The 19,577-nt window shown below is 35.5% G+C and carries 18 protein-coding genes and 1 other RNA gene; 4 read left to right on the forward strand and 15 right to left on the reverse strand.

Annotated elements, in window-relative coordinates:
• Positions 1 to 5: 5 nt before the first annotated feature.
• The 3 genes from AC07SW_RS00755 to AC07SW_RS00765 all read right to left on the reverse strand — a co-directional run bounded on the left by AC07SW_RS00755 (position 6) and on the right by AC07SW_RS00765 (position 4,377).
• Entirely contained in the window at positions 6 to 1,892 is a 1,887-nt protein-coding gene (locus AC07SW_RS00755; RefSeq protein WP_494632075.1) for an ABC-F family ATP-binding cassette domain-containing protein, read from the reverse strand.
• 103 nt (positions 1,893 to 1,995) lie between these two features.
• Entirely contained in the window at positions 1,996 to 2,640 is a 645-nt protein-coding gene (locus AC07SW_RS00760) for a uracil-DNA glycosylase (RefSeq protein WP_034569629.1), read from the reverse strand.
• 60 nt (positions 2,641 to 2,700) lie between these two features.
• Complete coding sequence (locus AC07SW_RS00765; RefSeq protein ID WP_034569628.1) at positions 2,701 to 4,377, reverse strand: formate--tetrahydrofolate ligase; 1,677 nt, start codon at positions 4,375 to 4,377, stop codon at positions 2,701 to 2,703.
• 232 nt (positions 4,378 to 4,609) lie between these two features.
• Between AC07SW_RS00765 and AC07SW_RS00770 the strand changes: the two genes are divergently transcribed.
• Positions 4,610 to 4,810, forward strand: coding sequence for a cold-shock protein (locus tag AC07SW_RS00770; RefSeq protein WP_074402702.1), 201 nt, complete (start codon positions 4,610 to 4,612; stop codon positions 4,808 to 4,810).
• A gap of 40 nt (positions 4,811 to 4,850) precedes the next feature.
• Here AC07SW_RS00770 and AC07SW_RS00775 read toward each other — a convergent pair whose 3' ends face one another.
• Positions 4,851 to 5,330 (reverse strand): EbsA family protein, encoded by a 480-nt coding sequence (locus AC07SW_RS00775; protein ID WP_135023664.1) that lies wholly within the window; start codon positions 5,328 to 5,330, stop codon positions 4,851 to 4,853.
• 103 nt (positions 5,331 to 5,433) lie between these two features.
• Here AC07SW_RS00775 and AC07SW_RS00780 point away from each other — a divergent pair, with 103 nt between their 5' ends.
• Positions 5,434 to 5,847, forward strand: coding sequence for a ribonuclease HI family protein (locus AC07SW_RS00780; protein ID WP_074402700.1), 414 nt, complete (start codon positions 5,434 to 5,436; stop codon positions 5,845 to 5,847).
• Positions 5,848 to 5,883: 36 nt separating this feature from the next.
• Here the strand turns inward: AC07SW_RS00780 and nagA are convergent, their stop codons facing one another.
• The 7 genes from nagA to AC07SW_RS00815 form a co-directional block, all read right to left on the reverse strand.
• Positions 5,884 to 7,023: an N-acetylglucosamine-6-phosphate deacetylase gene (nagA, locus tag AC07SW_RS00785; RefSeq protein ID WP_494632077.1), complete on the reverse strand. Its 1,140-nt coding sequence runs from the start codon at positions 7,021 to 7,023 to the stop codon at positions 5,884 to 5,886.
• Between the two features lie 5 nt (positions 7,024 to 7,028).
• On the reverse strand, positions 7,029 to 7,790 hold the full coding sequence (locus tag AC07SW_RS00790) for a DeoR/GlpR family DNA-binding transcription regulator (RefSeq protein ID WP_135023666.1): 762 nt from the start codon (positions 7,788 to 7,790) through the stop codon (positions 7,029 to 7,031).
• Between the two features lie 144 nt (positions 7,791 to 7,934).
• Positions 7,935 to 9,434 carry a carboxypeptidase M32 gene (locus AC07SW_RS00795; protein ID WP_494632078.1) on the reverse strand — a complete coding sequence of 500 codons (1,500 nt, stop codon included), beginning with the start codon at positions 9,432 to 9,434 and terminating at the stop codon, positions 7,935 to 7,937.
• Positions 9,435 to 9,448: 14 nt separating this feature from the next.
• A complete protein-coding gene (locus tag AC07SW_RS00800) occupies positions 9,449 to 10,594 on the reverse strand; it encodes a THUMP domain-containing class I SAM-dependent RNA methyltransferase (RefSeq protein WP_074402696.1) in 1,146 nt (381 codons plus the stop codon).
• 197 nt (positions 10,595 to 10,791) lie between these two features.
• Positions 10,792 to 11,171, reverse strand: an RNA gene (gene rnpB / locus AC07SW_RS00805) — RNase P RNA component class B.
• 22 nt (positions 11,172 to 11,193) lie between these two features.
• A complete protein-coding gene (gene gpsB, locus AC07SW_RS00810) occupies positions 11,194 to 11,523 on the reverse strand; it encodes a cell division regulator GpsB (RefSeq protein WP_034569612.1) in 330 nt (109 codons plus the stop codon).
• A 100-nt stretch (positions 11,524 to 11,623) separates the two neighbouring features.
• Positions 11,624 to 12,160 (reverse strand): SLOG family protein, encoded by a 537-nt coding sequence (locus tag AC07SW_RS00815; RefSeq protein ID WP_034569609.1) that lies wholly within the window; start codon positions 12,158 to 12,160, stop codon positions 11,624 to 11,626.
• Positions 12,161 to 12,232: 72 nt separating this feature from the next.
• Here AC07SW_RS00815 and recU point away from each other — a divergent pair, with 72 nt between their 5' ends.
• Both recU and AC07SW_RS00825 read left to right on the forward strand, forming a co-directional pair.
• Complete coding sequence (recU, locus tag AC07SW_RS00820) at positions 12,233 to 12,880, forward strand: Holliday junction resolvase RecU (protein WP_494632080.1); 648 nt, start codon at positions 12,233 to 12,235, stop codon at positions 12,878 to 12,880.
• The gene (locus tag AC07SW_RS00825; RefSeq protein WP_494632081.1) at positions 12,867 to 15,464 is read left to right on the forward strand and encodes a transglycosylase domain-containing protein; all 2,598 of its coding nucleotides are present in this window, start codon (positions 12,867 to 12,869) and stop codon (positions 15,462 to 15,464) included. Before recU ends, AC07SW_RS00825 begins: the two co-directional genes overlap by 14 nt.
• Positions 15,465 to 15,525: 61 nt before the next feature.
• On the opposite strand, the gene nth is transcribed toward AC07SW_RS00825, so the two are convergent.
• From nth to AC07SW_RS00845, 4 genes are all read right to left on the reverse strand, one after another.
• The gene (nth, locus tag AC07SW_RS00830) at positions 15,526 to 16,170 is read right to left on the reverse strand and encodes an endonuclease III (protein WP_119908081.1); all 645 of its coding nucleotides are present in this window, start codon (positions 16,168 to 16,170) and stop codon (positions 15,526 to 15,528) included.
• Between the two features lie 21 nt (positions 16,171 to 16,191).
• Positions 16,192 to 16,911: a DnaD domain-containing protein gene (locus AC07SW_RS00835; RefSeq protein ID WP_034569601.1), complete on the reverse strand. Its 720-nt coding sequence runs from the start codon at positions 16,909 to 16,911 to the stop codon at positions 16,192 to 16,194.
• A 137-nt stretch (positions 16,912 to 17,048) separates the two neighbouring features.
• Positions 17,049 to 18,347, reverse strand: coding sequence for an asparagine--tRNA ligase (gene asnS, locus AC07SW_RS00840; protein ID WP_135018555.1), 1,299 nt, complete (start codon positions 18,345 to 18,347; stop codon positions 17,049 to 17,051).
• Positions 18,348 to 18,379: 32 nt separating this feature from the next.
• On the reverse strand, positions 18,380 to 19,573 hold the full coding sequence (locus tag AC07SW_RS00845; protein ID WP_135023682.1) for a pyridoxal phosphate-dependent aminotransferase: 1,194 nt from the start codon (positions 19,571 to 19,573) through the stop codon (positions 18,380 to 18,382).
• Positions 19,574 to 19,577 lie beyond the last annotated feature (4 nt).

A 19,577-nucleotide genomic window follows, 5' to 3' on the forward strand; every position in this document is an offset into this window, starting at 1 on the left:
CTTTTTTATGCAAATTGACTTAAAAATTCCCAACGGTCCATTTTAGCTTCAAGCTCTTCCTCTAAATGAGTGACATTTTCTTGTAATTCTTGTAGTTTTGTAAAGTCGCTATTTGATTGTGCCATTGCTTCTTTTAACTCTTCAATCTCTTTTTCTATTTTAGCAATATCGTCTTCAATCGTGTCCCATTCTTTTTGTTCTACAAAGGTTAATTTCTTTTTTTCTTTGGTTTCACTCTCTACTAAATTGACTTGATTGATAGTTTTTGTTGGCACAACTGCCTCCACTTTTAACGTTCGATTTTCTTTTAAAAATTCAGTGATACTTCCGTAGTAAGGTGTAACTTGCCCGTTGCCTTCAAACATCAGTAATTTATTCGTTGATTTATCTAAAAAGTAACGATCGTGAGAAACAGAAATCACAGCACCAGGGAAGGTTTCAATATAATCTTCCAAGACTGTTAATGTTGCAATATCCAAATCATTTGTTGGTTCATCTAATAATAACACATTTGGGCGCTCCATCAATAATTTCAATAGATACAAACGACGTTTTTCGCCACCTGATAATTTTCCAATTAACGCACCATGCATGTGACGTTCAAATAAGAATTGCTCTAACAGCTCAGTAACACTTACTCTTTCTCCATTGGTAGTTTCAATTTCTTCTCCTACTTCTTGAAGGTACTGAACTAGGCGCTTGTTAGGATCCATGTCTTCTGTCATTTGAGTATAATAAGCAATTTTAACCGTTTCGCCAACTACTAATTTCCCACTATCCAGAATCATTCTGCCAGCTAGCACATTCAATAAAGTTGATTTCCCCGCACCATTTAGTCCACTGATTCCAATTCGATCTTTGGTTTGCACTAATAAATTAAAGTTATTTAAAATAACATGATTTTCAAGAGTTAACCCCGCATCTACTAATTCAAAAACACGTTTTCCTAAGCGACTTCCATCCATTACAATCTCAACAGACCCATCTGTTTTAGCTTGATTTAAATTTCCTTCTAAATCGTGGAATCGATCAATTCTAGCTTGTTGTTTGGTGGTTCTTGCTTTTGCTCCAGCTCGCATCCAATCTAGTTCTTTTAGGTACATTTGTTTTCTCTTTTGATCTTGCTTTTCCATTTCAAGCATTCGCTCTGCGCGTTCTTTAACATAAACTTCATAGTTTCCTGTATACGTAGTGATTTTACCGTGAGCTAATTCAATCATGCGATTCACAACACGATCTAAAAAATAACGATCATGTGTTACAAGTAGCAACGAGCCTTTGTAATTACTTAAATATTTCTCTAGCCAAGTAATCGTTTCAAAATCAAGATGGTTAGTTGGTTCATCTAAAATCAATAAGTCTGGTGCTTGAATCAATACTTGAGCTAATCCAACACGTTTCTTTTGTCCACCAGAAAGCGTTGCAACTTTTTGTTCTAAATCATGAATACCCAATTGATTTAAAATCGTTTTAGCATTTGTATCCGCTGTCCACGCATCTTCACGATTCATTTCTTGTTCAGCATTTGAATAGGCTCTTTGATAGGCTTCATTCATTGAATCTAACGTTAAATTTTCTAAAGCTATTTCATAGTGACGAAGGGCTTTTAATATCGGAGTATCGCCTTCAAAAACTGCATCAAATACTGATTGTTCTGGATTTAATTGTGTTTGTTGTTCCAAATAGCCAATTCGATAATCTTTTGGCATTTGAATTTCTCCTGCTTCACTGCCGTCTCGTTCTGTCAGTACTCGCAATAAGCTTGATTTTCCAGTTCCGTTCGTTCCAATCAATCCTACGCGGTCTCCCTCTTTTATAGTAAAGGAAATATCGTCAAAGAGAACTTTTTCTCCATAGGTTTTCGTTAAGCCAATTACTTTTAAATCTTTCATTTCTATTCGCCACTTCCTTTATTCATTTCCAAAATTCAGTCTTTCTCATTCTAACATGGATCTTCATCGGTAAATAGTCTAAATCGAATTGATGAAGACTTCCTTAATGAATCAGCCTTTTAAATGTTGTTAAATCTTCCATTATCAGCGACTGCAACTGGCGGTTATAAAAAATAGCAGCAGGATGAAACGTTGAAAAGACTCGATAGTTTTTTTCTGTCCATATAAACTGGTTTGAATTTAACGATTGTAATTTTTGAATGGGTCCCGTATAGAGTTGGCCATGAAGCTCTGTAACCGTCCCTACATTCCCAAGGATTCTTTTTAATCCGATATTCCCCATAGTCAAAATAATCGGTGGATTTACAGTTTGAATTTCTGCATCTAACAATGGGGCGTGCGCAATGATTTCTTTTTTTGTTGGAGGACGATTGTATTTTCGGATTGTTTTTTCTCCTGTTTTCACACTCACTTTTTGTTTAATTTTATAAGGTCTACTTCGCACGGTACTCGTTATATAAACATCTTCTCTTGAAACTTCTAACCTATCAAAAAATTTCATTAATTCTTTCCCTGCACGCCCACTAAACGGAATTAAATTTCCAATTTCAGTTTCACCAGGTGCTTCACCAATCAACATAAACAATGGATGTAACGATCCTTGTCCTGGTACAAAACCTTCAACTGGTAAATTCTTAACACGCTCTTTTCCTAATCTTATTAGCTCTTTCGTCAATGCTGTTTCCATTCTTTTCACTCCTGACCTAAAAAAGATATGAGACATCGTTACGTCCCATACCTCTATTTTTTAGAATAAACCCGAAACTTTCCCCTCAGCATCAACATCCATATTTAAAGCTGCTGGGCTTTTAGGTAAGCCTGGCATCGTCATAACATCTCCTGTTAACGCAACGATAAAGCCAGCTCCTAGTTTAGGTACAAATTCTCGAATCGTCACATCAAAATCAGTTGGTCTACCCAAAAGAGAAGGATCATCTGATAATGAATATTGTGTTTTTGCCATACAAACAGGTAATTTTTCCCATCCATAAGTTTTAAATGTTTTTAACTGTGTCAACGCTTTTTTAGAAAATAAAACCCTACTTCCACCATAAATTTGTTGAACAATTTTAGTGACTTTTTCTTCAATTGACGTTTCTTCTGCATTATACAATGGTTGGAATCCTTCTGAACTTGATTCAATCGCCATTAAAACAGCGTTGGCTAGCTCTACACCACCGTTTGAACCTTTTTCCCAGACAGCTGTCAACGCTGCCTCAACGCCTAATTTACGGCATAATTCTTTAACTAATTGTGTTTCATTTTTTGTATCGCTGCTGAATTCATTAATCGCTACAACTACAGGCAAACCATAAGACTGCATATTCTCAATATGTTTTTGTAAATTACTAAACCCCACTTTTACAGCTTCAACATTTTCAGTAGATAATTGATCCTTAGAAATACCACCATGCATCTTTAGTGCGCGAATTGTTGCGACAACAACAATTGCATCTGGTGCTTTTTCAAGCTGCGGAACTTTAATATCTAAAAACTTCTCAGCACCTAAATCCGCACCAAATCCTGCTTCAGTAACCGTGTAATCAGCTAATTTCATAGCTGTTTGCGTGGCTAATACGCTGTTGCAACCATGAGCGATATTGGCAAAAGGACCGCCATGAACCAGAGCCGGCGTGTGTTCAATTGATTGTACGAGATTTGGTTTTAACGCATCTTTTAATAACAACGTTAACGCGCCTTCTACTTTTAAGTCCGCAACCGTCACAGGGTGTTTTTGAAAGGTGTAGCCTATTACAATTCGAGCTAAGCGTTTTTTTAAATCTGTTAAACTTGTTGCTAAACATAAAATCGCCATAATTTCACTTGCAACCGTAATATCAAATCCGTCTTCTCTTGGAACGCCTTGCATTGGTCCACCTAAACCAATCGTCACATGACGCAACGCGCGATCATTTAAATCAACAACGCGTTTCCATATCACTCTTCTTGAATCGATTTGTAAGAGATTCCCTTGAAATAAATGATTATCAATAAAAGCTGATAACGCATTATTTGCTGTTGTAATAGCGTGCATATCCCCTGTAAAATGCAAGTTAATATCTTCCATTGGAATCACTTGAGCATATCCACCACCACAAGCCCCTCCTTTTACGCCCATTGTAGGCCCTAGCGACGGTTCACGTAAAGCTATCATTGTTTTCTTCCCTAAAGATGAAAGCGCATCTGCTAATCCAATCGTTACAGTTGATTTCCCTTCACCAGCTGGAGTTGGGTTGATTGCTGTTACCAAGATTAACTTGCCATTTTTTTGACCAGCAAGACGTTTTGTTGTAGTAAAGTCTATTTTTGCTTTATATTTACCGTATAGTTCTAAGTCATCTGAATCTAATTTTACTTTTTGTGCAATTTCTTGAATTGGTTTTAGTTCAGCTGCTTGCGCAATTTCAATGTCTGTTAATGTCAATTTATGAATTCCTCCCTATTATATCCGAACATTAAATCAATTAATGTTTAATTCGTTCTTATCTCACTTTAATTATACAACAATTGTGACCGAAAAAGAAACTTAATTTTTATAAGTTAACGTTATTTTAGCTATTTATATTTGACGGATTCATAGAATATTTCTATAATAAGAATAAGCCATATATTAATTTTGGTGACGTTGGATTCTAAACTAGAGGGGGACGTTACATATGGAAACTGGGACTGTAAAATGGTTTAGTAATGACAAAGGATACGGATTTATTGAATACAATGATGGGGAAGATATTTTCGTACACTTCACTGGAATTGAAGGCGATGGATTTAAAACATTAACTGAAGGACAAACAGTCGTCTTTACGATTGTTGAAGGAACTAGAGGTCCTCAAGCTACTAAAGTAACGATTGAATAAAAAAACGATACCCTTTATCAGGTATCGTTTTTTAAATCACTTAATCTCTTTGATCGTTTTGAAAGACCGATGTATCCAAATACGTTGGGGTTTTAATAAATTCTTCAGATAAAGGAATCGCTGGATAATCCGTTACGAAATGGTGATAAAATTGCGTTTTTATTTTTTTATTAAAGAAATAAAACCAAAACTTCGGACGTTCTGTTTTAAAATCAATTTGTTGACTTAAATGATGCCCCTTAATTTTTTTAATCGATTCAAGTGGAATACTTTCTTTTTTCATACCTCTTAAATATGAAAATTCCATATTCGTATGATTGATCGTTAGATAAGATCCTAGTCCAATGTAGGCTGTTAAAATAAAAATAATTGCTGCAAGAATACTTACTACATTTACCCGTTGAATCTCTAAAATACCTATTAAACTAATAAAAAAAGTAGTCCAACTAATAGACCAATAAATAATTTGATAAGCAGGCTCCAAAGAAAGACGATACCTTATTGTTGCTTCGTTCTTCAACCAGGATTCCTCCTTTTATTGTTAGGATGATTCTATAGTATCATAGATTAATTTGGGAAGCTATTAAGAAACTTATAAAATTGAAAAGGAGACTCTTTTTGTCATGCTTAAAATTTATACAGATGCTGCAACAAAAGGCAATCCCGGTCCAAGCGGCGTTGGCATTGTCATTTCTGGCCCCAAACAATTGTACCAACAATTAGCCATCCCCTTACAAGAAAACTGTAGCAACCACGAAGCTGAATTCCAGGCTCTTTTAATTGCCTTACAACATATAGAAAAACAACATCTTTTAACTGAAACGGTCATGATTTATACCGATAGTAAAATCGTAGCGAATTCGGTTGAACGTAATTATGCTAAAAATGATCAATTCGCGACGTATTTAAAACCCATTCATCATATTTTAAATCAAATAGAACTGTCCTTTATTAATTGGATTCCTGAAGCACAAAATAAAGGCGCTGACCACTTAGCTAGACAAGCTCTACAATTAAAGCTAAAAGAAAAAGCTTAGTAGATAACTACTAAGCTTTACAATACATGTGCCTGTTTACGAATAAACCACTCCATTAATAATGGTTTGAGTTACGTTAAATTGATCATCTAACATTACTAAGTCAGCAACGTAGCCCTCTTTAATTTCCCCAATAGAATTGAGCCCTAGTATATTTGCTGGCGTAGTGGATGCCATTTTAATACTATCAGAAAGCGGAATGCCAAAATCACTACTTAGTTTTAATGAGCGGTTCATTGTAATGGTACTAGAAGCTAGCGTTCCATCTTGAAGTCTGGCAATGCCCTCTTTAACGGATACTTGATGTCCGCCGAATACATAATCACCATCTCCCACACCCATTGCTTGTAAGGCATCTGTAGTCAACACGATTTTATTGGGCCCTTTGATTTTATGCATCAAGCGAATAATACCTGGATGTAAATGTACTCCATCAACTATGGCTTGCAAACTAACACCATCATTTTCTAAAGCGGCTGCTACCAATCCTGGGGCACGATGATGAATTACGGGCATTGCATTGAAACAATGAGTAATATGACTAGCACCTTCTTCAAAAGCTTGCGTTGCTTCTTCATAAGTCGCATTTGAGTGAGCAATTGCCACCACTACATTGCGCTTTGTTAAATAGTGGATCAAGTCAATTCCTCCTGGCAATTCTGGAGCGATGGTTACCATTTTAATTAAGTCTCCTGCTTCTTTAAAAATAAGATCCATTTCTTCAAAATTAGGATGGCGGAGATACTTTTCATTTTGCATGCCTTTTTTTAATACATTTAAATAGGGACCTTCTAGATGGATTCCAGCAATTTTAGCACCTTCTTCTTTTCCAATCACTTCTTTAGTACTACGAATCATCTTAAGAAGAGATTCTAGTGAGGAACTAACTGAAGTAACTAAAAAACTGGTACAGCCTGTCTCGGCACATTTTTTCGAAACTACCTGAATGCTTTCGGTTGTGCCATCCATCATATCAAAATTATTGGCACCATGAATATGAACGTCCACCATTCCAGGAATAAGAAGTTGATTTTTAGCATCTATAATAACTGTATCTTCCAAATATTCAATGTTTTCGGTAGTAATTTGCTTAATACATTGGTGTTCAATTTCAATGGTTACTTTTTTTCTTGTTCCCTCTTCAATAATATGAGCATTTTTTATTAGTAGATTCAACAAGCTCACTCCTCTGTAATGATTATTTGAATGTTATGATCTTCTAGTTTATTTTTTAGTTCTTTTGAAAACGGTCGATTTGAAATAATCAAGTCAATTCCGCTAAATGCTAATTTGAAAGAAGTTTCAACAGCCATTTTTGAAGAATCAACGACTAAACATACTTTTTTAGCATTTTTTATAATGGCCTTCTTCATTTGAATATCAGTTAACTCCGAATAAAAGACACCGTTAGTGGAAATCCCTGCAGCACCAATAAAGGCACAATCAAATAAAAAAGTAAACAATTGTTCAATGGTTGCTTCTCCATAAATCAAGTGCGACTGAGCATCAAATAATCCACCCAGTAAAAAAACATCATTGGTTTTATTTTTTTTGGAAAGAACGAAAGCATTGTCAACCGATTGAGTGACAATCATTAATTGCTCATGGTTTAAGTGCTCTGCAATCATTTGAACAGTGGTGGAGACATCAAAAAAAAGAACTTGATGTGGTTTTATTTCCTCAATCGCTTTTAAGGCAATTGCATTTTTTGCTTTAGCATTTGCAATCATTCTATCGGTATACGTTTGAATTTTTTCTTTCATAACGGGTAAAGAAATACCTCCCCGATAGCGCTCAACTAATTCTTGATTGAGTAAAACTAAAATATCACGTCGAATGGTATCTTTTGAAACGGCCAATTCTTCTATCAGCTCTTCTGTTGAGAGTTCTTTTCTTTCTTCTAATAACTCAAGAATAGTTTTCAAACGATCTTTTTGATTCATTTATACCACCTCTTTTTAAGTTTAACTAAGTTTTTCATTATTATTTTTAAGTTATTTTAAGTTTAATCTTTTTTTAAAAGAAAGTCAATGCTAATATTGTTAAAAAAAAGATACTAAGAATCATCGATTCTTAGTATCTTCTACTTAATAATCATAAACCATTTGGTAAATTCTATCTTGCAATTCTAGTAAATAGCGAGGATTTAAGGCTTCTCCTGTTGCTTCTAAAATCAATTCATTCGGCTCTTTAAAGGCACCATATTGATGGATGTGCGCCGTTAACCACTGACGGATGGGTTCATAGTCGCCAGTTTTATAAATTGCTTCTAAATCAATTTCTTTTGCCATAGTATGTTGCAATTGCGCTGCATACATAAAGCCTAGAGCATAGGATGGGAAATAACCAAAGCTACCGCCACTCCAATGGACATCTTGTAAAATCCCTTCAGAATCATTGGTTGGTGTTACTCCAAGGTACTCCTGATATTTTTGATTCCAAATTTGAGGCAAGTCCTTCACATCAACCTCCTCATTAAAAATCATTTTTTCAATTTCATAACGAATAATAATGTGAATTGGGTACGTTAATGTATCAGCTTCAATTCGAATCAAGGAAGATTTAGTTTCATGCAATCCCTTGTAAAATGTTTCAAAATCAACATCATCTAGCTCGCCGTCTGCATAGCTTTGCAACAATGAGTAGTTATCTAACCAGAATCGTTTATCGCTACCCATAACAATCTCATAAAACAAGGATTGTGATTCATGAATTCCCATTGAAACACCACCACTCAACGGCGTGTAATCATATTTTTCAGAAATATTTTGTTCATAAATTCCATGTCCGGCTTCATGAATAATACCAAAAATTGCCATTTTATAATTATGTTCATCCCACCGAGTTGTAATTCGAGCATCTTTGCGATTCATACTTTGCATAAACGGATGAATTGTATCATCAAGTCTTCCAGCTTCAAAACGGTACCCCATTTTTTTTACGACTGCTGTAGAAAAAGCCTTTTGATTTTCTTTACTCATAAAACGAGTTAAAAAATCAGTTTTAGGGGGTGTCCCATTTTCCTTGATTTTGGCTAAAATTGCTAGAATTCCTTGTCTTAGTTCAAAAAATAATTTATCTAACTTGGCAACCGTCATGCCTGGTTCATATTGGTTTAATAAAACATCGTAATTTGTTGCTTCGTCTTTTTTCCAATAGGTAATAAATTTCTTTTCATAAGCAATAATTTTTTCTAACGATGGCAAGAATACCTTAAAATCTTGGGTTTCTCTTGCTTTTTTCCAGGTCGCATCCGCTTCACTCGTTACTTTGATGAAATCTTTGTATTCATTTTGTGGAATTTTATGATTTAAATCATATTCTTTTTGAACTTTTTCCACCATTTTTTTTAACTCATTAGACAGTTCACTTTGATTTTTGTGAAGTTCACTTAAATAATGAGCCATTTCAGTGGAAGTTGATTTTTCAAATGCTTGACTCGCCAGATAACTTACCAATTCACCACGATAAGAACTGCTTTCTTCAGGCATTCCAGTTAATGAGTCCCACTCTAACAGCGCAACTGCTTCATTTAGTAAAGCAATTTCTTTAGTTAATTCTAAAAAACCTTTTTCTTGTTCCCCCATCTAAATTCACTCCTTTAAGTTCTTGGTGCTCTTGGTGGACGTTCGCCCCAATACTGGAAGAAATCGGTACGAAGTGCGCCATTATAAAGCTTACGTTTTTTCGTTGCTCGTTCTCCATAGTAACTTTCAAATGTTAAATCGCTTGTTAAAATATATTTACTCCATGTTTTTAACGGACGATAGGTTGTACCCATTTGTTTGTATAGCGTTTGAACAGCTTCTTCTTCTCCTAAACGCTCACCGTATGGTGGATTTGCTATAATTACACCATATTCTTTATCTGTGGTAAAATCACTTAATTGCATTTGTTTAAAGGTAATGCTGTCTCCTAGACCTGCTTCAATCGCATTTTCTTTTGCAAATTCAATCATTTTCCCATCAATATCGCTTCCCACAATATCTAACTCAATATCGTAATCTGCTAAAGATTCAGCTTCTGTACGAACTTCTTTAAAAATCTCCTCGTCAAACCAATCCCATTCTTCACAAGCAAAACTGCGATTGAATCCTGGTGCAATGTTATGACCAATTAACGCTGCTTCGATTGGAATTGTACCACTCCCACATACAGGATCATAAAATGGACGGTCTTTTCTCCAAGATGTTAATAATACTAAAGCTGCAGCCATATTTTCTTTTAGCGGTGCGCCACCTTTTGAAGTACGGTATCCTCGTTTAAATAAACTTGGTCCAGTTGTATCTAATGTAATTGTTACTTTATCTTTTAATAAAGCCACTTCTAACTGATACAATGCACCTGTTTCTGGTAAACGTGTATTACGATGATACACGTCACTTAGTCGGTTTACAATTGCTTTTTTTACGATAGCTTGGCAATCTGAAACGCTATACAATTTAGATTTGATTGATTTACCAGCAACTGGGAAACAGGCATCCATTGGCAATAAGTCTTCCCACGGCAATGCTTTTGTTTTTTCAAACAACTCATCAAACTCATAGGCATTAAATTCACCAACGATAATTTTCACACGATCGGCCGTACGCAACCATAAGTTGGTTTTAGCAATATCACGCATGCCACCTTCAAAAAATACTTTCCCGTTTTCCACTTGACATTCATACCCTAAATCTTTGATCTCTCTGCCTACTAAAGCTTCGATTCCACTAGCTGCAGTCGCAACAAGTTGAAAATTTTTCATTCTATTTCCTCACTTCTATTTATTAGTTTTGAACAGTCTCTATATTTTAAACGAACCTTAAAAAATAGTCTTTTTTAGTATACCATTAAATCCTTTAATTTTCATAAAAATACAGATCGTCTGTTAAATTTTTTATTTAAATAATAAAAAAATTCCACCTTCAAATGAAGATGGAATTCTTACCTGAATTTGTAAATTTCTGTAAGCCATGTTCTGTCAGGGAATGCGAGTCAGGTGACTGCACACTCCCGAGGTAATTATCTGTCTGCAATTACTTGCCTCTTTCTCTCGTTCATTTCCTTAGAAAGAGTGCCCCTACCAAAGTTTGGGTTGCTCGCTCGAGGGGTTTACCGCGTTCCACCCATTACGTTTCCATAATGGCTTCGTCACTGTGGCACTTTTCAGGAATACTCAAGCATAGTTTTACAACCTTAGCTATTTTTTCCGCCGTTACTTTATCATTTGATAAAGGCCTTAGCTTATGGTTTCGCTAAGCACGAACACTACAAGCATCTCAGCTTGTGCGAGCATGGACTTTCCTCAGCCTAGTCAAGCTAGACCGCAATTACCCAAAATTTACAAATAGTTTCTATCTAAGCTTAGACTTCTTCATTTTCATCTAATTTTGAACCAAACACATGTCGTTCTAGATTAGATAAACGTTTCAGAATGTCAAAGTTTGTTACAGTATTGTTAGGTTGTGAAGAATATGCTGGTTTTGCAATTGTTGCTTGTTTTGTCAACTCATCTACTTTACTTAAAAGACGTTCATGCTCAGCTTTTAACTGCGTGATTTCTTTATTGTAAGATTCATAATCTCGAATCACATTATCCAAAAATTCATCGACTTCTGCCGGACTATAGCCACGCATGCTTGTTTTAAATTCTTTTTGTAAGATATCTTTAGTTGTTAAGTTTCTATTTGCCATGGTTACACCTCATTTTTATACTGTCGCTATTTCATTATAGCATAAATTCAATACTTTTTCCTATTGTATCAAAAATTATCGAAAAAAAAAACTAATTTCTTTATTCAAATGTCTGATTTTGCAATTGATCGAAGTCGATTAACAAACATTCATACGTTGTTTTTTCTTGTTTTCTTTGGATTGCTTCATATAAGTATTTTGTTTTCCCTTCAAATTCAGGGTCGTAAACAAGTAACGCTAACTCACTATGATCTAATAAAAATTGCTGGTGATTTTTTAATTGCGCTGGATTTTCATATGGTTTATGAGAGGTACTGTCAGTATAATCAGCTGCTTGTTTGATTTTTTGCAATTTTAATTGATTTGCTTCATTCCAATTTGATCCGAATTCATAAAACGGAAAAATAACGCTATATTTTATTTGAGGATAGTCTTTTTTTAATTCCTGTACAACTTCTGCTGCCCATTGTTCAACACCTGATTGTCCCCCAATCAGAATCCATTCAACTTGATTATTTTCAACTAACTGTGTAATTTCTTGTGATAAACATTTTTTTATAACTGCAATTTTAGGATCGTCTTCTTTAAAAACACCTAATTCAAAAGAACGATAACCGCTAATTACTAAATTTGCCATAAGCATGCTCCTTTCTACTTTCCAATCGCCTAGTTTATTTGATATAATAAGCTACTAGGAGTGTGATGACTATTGGCAATTGGATATCCAAATGGTAAAAGCTATTCTCATAGTGCCGAAAATAACAAAAAAAATCAAGTAAAAAAGACAGTCCATTCTTTTTCCAAAAGAGGAATGTCTTTAGAAGATGACATTAACGCCAGTAATGAAACTTATTTATCTCGAAACAAAGCGGTCATCCATAAAAAACCAACGCCCGTCCAAATTGTACAAGTTGATTACCCAAGACGAAGTGCCGCAGTTATTAAAGAAGCCTATTTCAGACAAGCTTCTACTACGGATTATAATGGTGTTTATCAAGGTTTCTACTTAGATTTCGAGGCAAAAGAAACACAAAACAAACGCTCTTTTCCATTAAAAAACTTTCATGAACACCAAATTTTGCACATGAAGCAATGTTTAGCTCAACAGGCTATTTGTTTTGTAATTATGAGATTTACCAGCGTTAATCGGCTTTTTTTATTAGAAGCTCGCGTTTTGATTGACTATTGGGATTTAAAAAACAATGAAGGTAGAAAGTCAATTCCATTAGAAGAACTTGAAAAAAATGGTTATGAACTGTATTATGGATTATCACCACGTATTCCATTTTTAGATGTGGTAGATGTTTTAATAGAAAAAAGCTTTTCAAAGGAGTCGAACAATCATGACAAGCGATAATGAAGAAATGTCACGTGTTGCAAATAAAAAACCAAAAAAAGGTGGAAAAATGAAATTATGGAAAAAAATCCTACTTTCACTAATTGGAATTGGCGTTCTTGTGCTATTAGTAGGAATCGGATTATTTGCCTATTATGCTTCTTCTGCACCTAATTTAACAGAAAAAGAACTAAACGGTTCCTTTTCATCTAAAATTTTAGATAGTAAAGGGAATATCTTTAAAGAAATCGGTGGCGAAAATAGAGAAATCGTAGAAGGAGAGCAAATTCCACAATCGTTAAAAGACGCAGTCATTTCAATTGAAGACCGACGCTTCTATAAACATATCGGAATCGATCCAATTCGTATTGGTGGTGCGGTCCTTGCTAACCTAAAAGGCGGTTTTGCCTCACAAGGTGGGAGTACTTTAACCCAACAATTAGTAAAACTTTCTGTCTTCTCAACAAAATCCTCCGATCAAACGTTGAAAAGAAAAGCTCAAGAAGCATGGTTATCACTAAAATTAGAGCGTAAATACTCAAAAGAACAAATTTTAGAATTCTATATCAATAAAGTTTACTTGGCGAATAATGTTTATGGTGTTGGAAAAGCCAGTCAATATTATTTTGGTAAACCCTTGAATGAAATCAGTCTCTCTCAAGCAGCGCTACTTGCTGGGATGCCTCAAGCTCCAAACAGTTACAATCCTTATACAAATCCAGATGAAGCGTTAGCTCGTCGAAATATGGTACTGGATGCTATGGCAAGTAATGAAAAAATCACTGCAGCAGAACGAGATGCTGCTAAAGCAGAACCTATTAATAGCGGTTTAGTAGATCACACGGAAGAAAGTGCTGATAATCTAGTAATTGATGCTTATTTGAAAGAAGTTATTGAAGAAGTATCAAAGAAAACTGATGTAGATATTTATACCGACGGCGTCACTGTTCATACCAATCTTGATATGGATGCACAACAACATTTATATGATACCTTAAATACTGAAAACTATGTTAAATACCCCGATGATCAAATTCAAGCGGGTGTTTCAATGGTTGACGTCAATACTGGCCAAATCAAAGCTCTTGGCGGAAGTCGTAAACAAACTGCGCAGCTTGGACTTAATCGCGCAACTGACTTGCAACGAAGTATCGGCTCAACAATGAAACCTCTAGCAGATTATGCTCCAGCAATTGAAAATCTGAATTATTCAACTTACCAACAAGTAGTTGACGCGCCATACACCTACTCAGATGGGAAAACACAAATCAAAAACTATGACAAAGCTTATAAAGGTCAGATGTCCATTCGAGAAGCAATTACTGATTCTCGTAACATTCCAGCTTTAAAAACATTGCAAACAGTTGGTTTAGATAAATCCAATGAATTTTTGAAAAAAGTTGGCATCAACATCAAACAACCTGATGGCTATGAGGGGCTTGTTGAATCAAATGCAATTGGTGGCGATGTAACACCTGTTCAATTGTCTGCTTCTTATGCAGCTTTTGCAAATGGTGGTACCTATTATCAACCATATGCTGTCAACAAAGTTGTTTTACGAAACAATCAAGAAATTGATTTAACGTCAAAAGGTGAAACAGCCATGAAGGATTCTACTGCTTATATGATGACGGACATGTTAAAAGACGTTATTAAAAAAGGAACGGGTACAACTGCTGAAATCCCAGGCTTAGCTCAAGCTGGTAAAACTGGTACAACGAATTATGATGATAAAATCGCAGATAAGTTTCCTAGTACTTCCTCACCAGACGCTTGGTTTAGTGGGTATACAACGAACTACTCTATCTCTGTATGGGTTGGATATGATGATCCAAATGCAGATAATCATGATTTAAATCCAAATTCTCAAAAATTACCTGCTCGTATTTATAAAGAATTAATGACTCATGTTTCAAAAGATATTGAAACAAAAGACTGGAAGAAACCTGCAACCGTTGTTTCTTCACCTGTCTTAAACGGAAGTAATCCTGCTGCTAAACCTGGTCCAAATGTTCCAAGTAGTAATATTGTAACTGAATTATTTGTAAAAGGAACAGCACCGACAAATACATCAAATGGTACTGGCAACACACCTGAAACATTACCTGCTCCGACTGGTTTAACTGCAAGTTACAACAAAGAAACAGATGCTATCTCAATCTCTTGGGATAGTTATAAATCTTCAAGTAAAAATGCTAAAGTGAGTTATCTATTAAATGTTAATGGACAAACTTATGAAACAAGTGATCTCTCCTACACGGTTCAAAAACCAACGAGTGGTACAAACTCTATTTCATTGGTTGCTTCTGTTAGTGGGCAAAGAAGTGCAACAGCTTCAACTAGTGTTCAGGTAGATTCAAAGGAAGCTGAAAGCTCCAGTGAGTCTGTAATAGATTCTACTGAACCACCTGCTAGTAGTGAAGCTAGCTCTGAAATCGTTCCACCTGAATCAAGTAGTAGTGAAACAAGTTCCAGTACACCTCCACCAGACACTAGTTCTGGCGGAAATGGTTCTGATTCTTCTTCGACAGTTGTTCCTCGAAGCACCCGAAGTAAGAATTTTAGTTCTCTAGGGAAATTTTTATGGATTTTCAATCTAAAGTAATACAAATAAAAGAGCGATTTAAGAATGAGTTATTCTTAAATCGTTCTTTTTAATTTGATATTTATAGTCCCATACGTTGTTTTCCTTCTCTACATTGAGCTAATAATGGACAGATATCACATTTTGGACTTCTTGCAGTACAATGGTAGCGCCCAAAAAAAATCAATCGATGGTGGGCATCTACCCACATTTTTGCAGGCAGTTTTTCCATCATCGTTTCTTCTACTTGCAGCACGCTATCCTTAATTCGGCAAATACCTAAACGCTTTGTCACTCGTTCAACATGAGTGTCTACAGCAATTGCCGGAATCCCAAATGCATCTCCTAAAACCACATTAGCCGTCTTTCGACCAACTCCAGGTAAACTCATCAGTTCTTCTCTCGTTTGAGGTACTGCTCCATTAAATTCTTCAATTAATTTTCGACAACAGCCTTGAATATGTTTAGCCTTATTTCGATACAGACCAATCGTTTTAATGTCATTCATTAGTTCTTCTACAGGAACAGATAAAAAATCAGCTGGGGTATGATATTTTTTAAAAAGGTTTGGTGTAACCTTATTCACTGAAATATCCGTTGCTTGAGCACTTAGCATCACTGCAATCAGCAAGTGAAATGCATTGTCATGTACCAATTCACATTTTGCATTTGGAAACATCTCCCCCATCACATCAATTGCGCGAATGGTTTTTATTTTTGAGTACAAACGGTATCCTCCTTTTTATTTCTAAAATGAGTCGTTATTCAACCAATTGTGCAACGGTACTTTTGTTGTATTTTTTGCAGATTCATTGGTTGGATTTTGGCTTTGTTTAACTTGACTTTGTCGATGTTTTGTAGATTCTTTTACTACTTGATCTTTTGTTCGAATATTTTTTCGTTCCCAATTTAAAAGAATTCGATCAACATATTTTAAATTGTACACTTGGCTGAGGACGGCTTCTCGAAGAGCCAGCTCAATTAAATCGATTGGATAATGATCCTCATCAAGCCACATGCCGATTGTTTCAATTTCAATAGGGGATAAAGGTCTGCCAAATTCGGATTCAAATTGCTGAAACAACTCTTTTTCATTTTGAACTTCTTCAACTTTGACAGTTTCTGTTTCCGTCTTTATAAGTAGCAATGCTAATTTATCCCAAAGTTGCGTTAAACTATACGCATCTTGTGTTTTTCCATCAGCTGTTTTGTCTGTCTCAATGGCGAGAACTTTCTTTTGAATCAGTTGATGAATCCCATGAAAAACGCCATCTGTGGACTCATTCATGCGCATTGCGATTTCTTGTGTGTCTGGAAATAAAATCCCTTCATCCATTAATGATTTTAATTGAATGACTAAAATTAGTTCATTATTCGTTAAACCAATTTTATGATAGTGCTTTAATAAGAGATTCGAAATAGACGTATTTCCCGCCTTTAACCAACTCTGTAAAATATGATTATCCATGATGTTATCAATCTCCTTACGTCACTTATTATAGTACGCTATTTTTTTAAGGAAGACAATCCTAAATCAATCAATAAAAATAGCAATTTCCAACACTTCTTATGGAAGCCTGAAAATTGCTAGATTTATTTTTTAGATTAAGGGTAGATGCGGTTTAATAGACGTGGGAATGGAATAGATTCACGAATATGCTCTGTACCACAAATCCAAGTTACTGCTCTTTCTAAGCCTAAGCCAAAACCAGAGTGAGGAACTGTTCCATATTTACGTAAATCTAAATACCAAGAGTAATCTTCTTCTGCTAAACCAAATTTTTTGATAGCTTCTTGAAGTTTATCAAAATCAACTTCACGTTCACTACCACCAATAATCTCACCATAACCTTCTGGAGCGATCATATCTGCACATAAAACAACATCATCACGATCTGGATGTGGTTTCATGTAGAATGGTTTAATTGCTTTTGGATAGTTTAAAATGAAGACAGGTTTGTCAAATGAGCTAGCGATAAAAGTTTCATGAGGCGATCCAAAATCATCTCCCCATTCAATGTCTTCAAATCCATTTTCTTTTAATAAAACGACAGCATCGTCATAAGAGATACGTGGGAATGGCAGTTCAGTATATTTTTTCAATAAGTCAACGTCACGATCTAAGACATGCAATGCGTGTTCACAGTTATCTAACACTCTTTGAACTAAGAAAGCTACATATTGTTCTTGAACTTCAAGACTTTGATCTTGGTCCATAAAGGCCATTTCTGGTTCAATCATCCAAAACTCAATTAAATGACGTCGTGTTTTTGATTTTTCTGCTCTAAAAGTTGGTCCAAATGAGAAGACTTTCCCAAAGGCCATTGCTGCAGCTTCCATATACAATTGGCCACTTTGAGAAAGAAATGCATCTTGATCAAAGTATTCAGTATGGAATAGCTCTGTTGTGTCTTCAGCAGCATTTGCCGTTAAAATAGGTGGATCAATTTTGATAAATCCATTGTCATTAAAGAAGACATAAGTCGCAAGGATGATTTCGTTACGAATTTGCATAATGGCGTGTTGTTTAGATGAACGCAACCATAAATGACGATGATCCATTAAGAATTCAGTTCCATGTTCTTTTGGTGTAATTGGGTAATCTTGACTTTCTCCAACAACTTCCACTTCTGTAACCGTCATTTCATAACCAAATTTTGAACGGCTGTCTTCTTGGATAACCCCTCTTACTAAAATCGATGTTTCTTGGTTTAGTCCTTTTGCTAGTTGGAACATATCATCTCCAACTTCACTTTTTACGACAACTCCTTGAAAATAGGCAGATCCATCACGTAATTGTAAAAACGCAATTTTACCGCTTGAACGTTTGTTGGCAACCCATGCGCCAATTTCAACTGTTTCTCCAACATGGTGTTTGGCTTCGTTAATTGTAATTCTTTTCACGTTTTGTATACTCCTTTTAGTTAAACTATAGTTTAGTTATTCATTTTTTTTAGTACATATTGATGAATTCTTGCAATTCCCGTTTTAAGTGTTTCTAAATCCGCTGCATAGCTGATTCTAAAATTATCTTTTGCGCCAAATCCAGATCCTTGAACAACGGCTACATGGGCTTCTTCTAAAATACCGTCAACAAAAGCATCTACTGAATCAAAACCACACGCTGTTGCTGCTTTTTTAACATTTGGAAACAGATAAAAAGCTCCTTGGGGCTTAATCACTTCAAATCCTGGAATGGCTGCTAATAAAGGATACGCAATATTTAAACGTTCTTCAAAAGCAAGACGCATTGTTTCGACAATTTCTTGATTGCCATTTAAGGCTTCGATTGCGGCATATTGGCTGGCTGCAGTTGGGTTACTGGTAGAATGACTTGCAACATCAATCATGCCTTTGATAATATCTCTGTCTCCTAGAGCATAACCAATTCGCCACCCTGTCATTGCATACGTTTTAGAAACGCCGTTAATCAAAATAGTTTGTCGCTTGATTTCATCAGATAAAGTCGCAATTGAAATGAACTCATGTCCATTATAAATGAGTTTACCATAAATTTCATCAGAAATAATAAGAATTTTATGTTTTACTGCCCAATTGCCAATTTCTAGCAGTTCTTCTCTCGTGTAAATCATCCCTGTAGGATTTGAAGGAGAATTTAAAATAAGTGCTTTTGTCTGATTTGTTCTCTTTTCTTCTAACTCTGAAACTGTGATTTTATAGTCTTTTTCAGGTCGTCCATTGACCAAAACGGGAGTTCCTTCTGCTAACTTGACTTGTTCCGTATAGCTCACCCAGAACGGCGCGAGAACCAACACTTCATCTTTAGGATTGAGGATAGATTGAAATAGATTATAAAGTGCATTTTTTGCTCCATCCGTTACAATAACTTCTGCATCAGAATAAACCAATCCAGTATCTAGTAACGTTCGCTCTATAACTGCATCTCGTAATGTAGGCAAACCCGCTGTGGGTGTATAATAACTTGCCCGTCCATTTTGAATGGCTTCAATTGCCGCTGCTTTAATCGTATCAGCTGTTTGAAAATCAGGCTCCCCTACTCCTAAACCAATGATGTCAATGCCTTGAGCAATCAATTTTTTAGACTTTGCTGATGTTGCTAACGTAATGGATTCGGAAATATGCTCCATTCTTTTAGCTAATTTGCTCATATCA

The organism is Carnobacterium sp. GW821-FHT04C06 (assembly GCF_059420345.1).

Coding starts and splice junctions, on each gene's coding strand:
- AC07SW_RS00845 (WP_135023682.1), bottom strand. CDS start 19,573: ATGAGCAAATTAGCTAAAAGAATGGAGCATATTTCCGAATCCATTACG.
- gpsB (WP_034569612.1), bottom strand. CDS start 11,523: ATGGCAAATAGAAACTTAACAACTAAAGATATCTTACAAAAAGAATTT.
- AC07SW_RS00790 (WP_135023666.1), bottom strand. CDS start 7,790: ATGAATCAAAAAGATCGTTTGAAAACTATTCTTGAGTTATTAGAAGAA.
- AC07SW_RS00795 (WP_494632078.1), bottom strand. CDS start 9,434: ATGGGGGAACAAGAAAAAGGTTTTTTAGAATTAACTAAAGAAATTGCT.
- AC07SW_RS00815 (WP_034569609.1), bottom strand. CDS start 12,160: ATGGCAAATTTAGTAATTAGCGGTTATCGTTCTTTTGAATTAGGTGTT.
- AC07SW_RS00780 (WP_074402700.1), top strand. CDS start 5,434: ATGCTTAAAATTTATACAGATGCTGCAACAAAAGGCAATCCCGGTCCA.
- AC07SW_RS00835 (WP_034569601.1), bottom strand. CDS start 16,911: ATGGATAATCATATTTTACAGAGTTGGTTAAAGGCGGGAAATACGTCT.
- AC07SW_RS00760 (WP_034569629.1), bottom strand. CDS start 2,640: ATGGAAACAGCATTGACGAAAGAGCTAATAAGATTAGGAAAAGAGCGT.
- AC07SW_RS00770 (WP_074402702.1), top strand. CDS start 4,610: ATGGAAACTGGGACTGTAAAATGGTTTAGTAATGACAAAGGATACGGA.
- AC07SW_RS00825 (WP_494632081.1), top strand. CDS start 12,867: ATGACAAGCGATAATGAAGAAATGTCACGTGTTGCAAATAAAAAACCA.
- AC07SW_RS00800 (WP_074402696.1), bottom strand. CDS start 10,594: ATGAAAAATTTTCAACTTGTTGCGACTGCAGCTAGTGGAATCGAAGCT.
- AC07SW_RS00755 (WP_494632075.1), bottom strand. CDS start 1,892: ATGAAAGATTTAAAAGTAATTGGCTTAACGAAAACCTATGGAGAAAAA.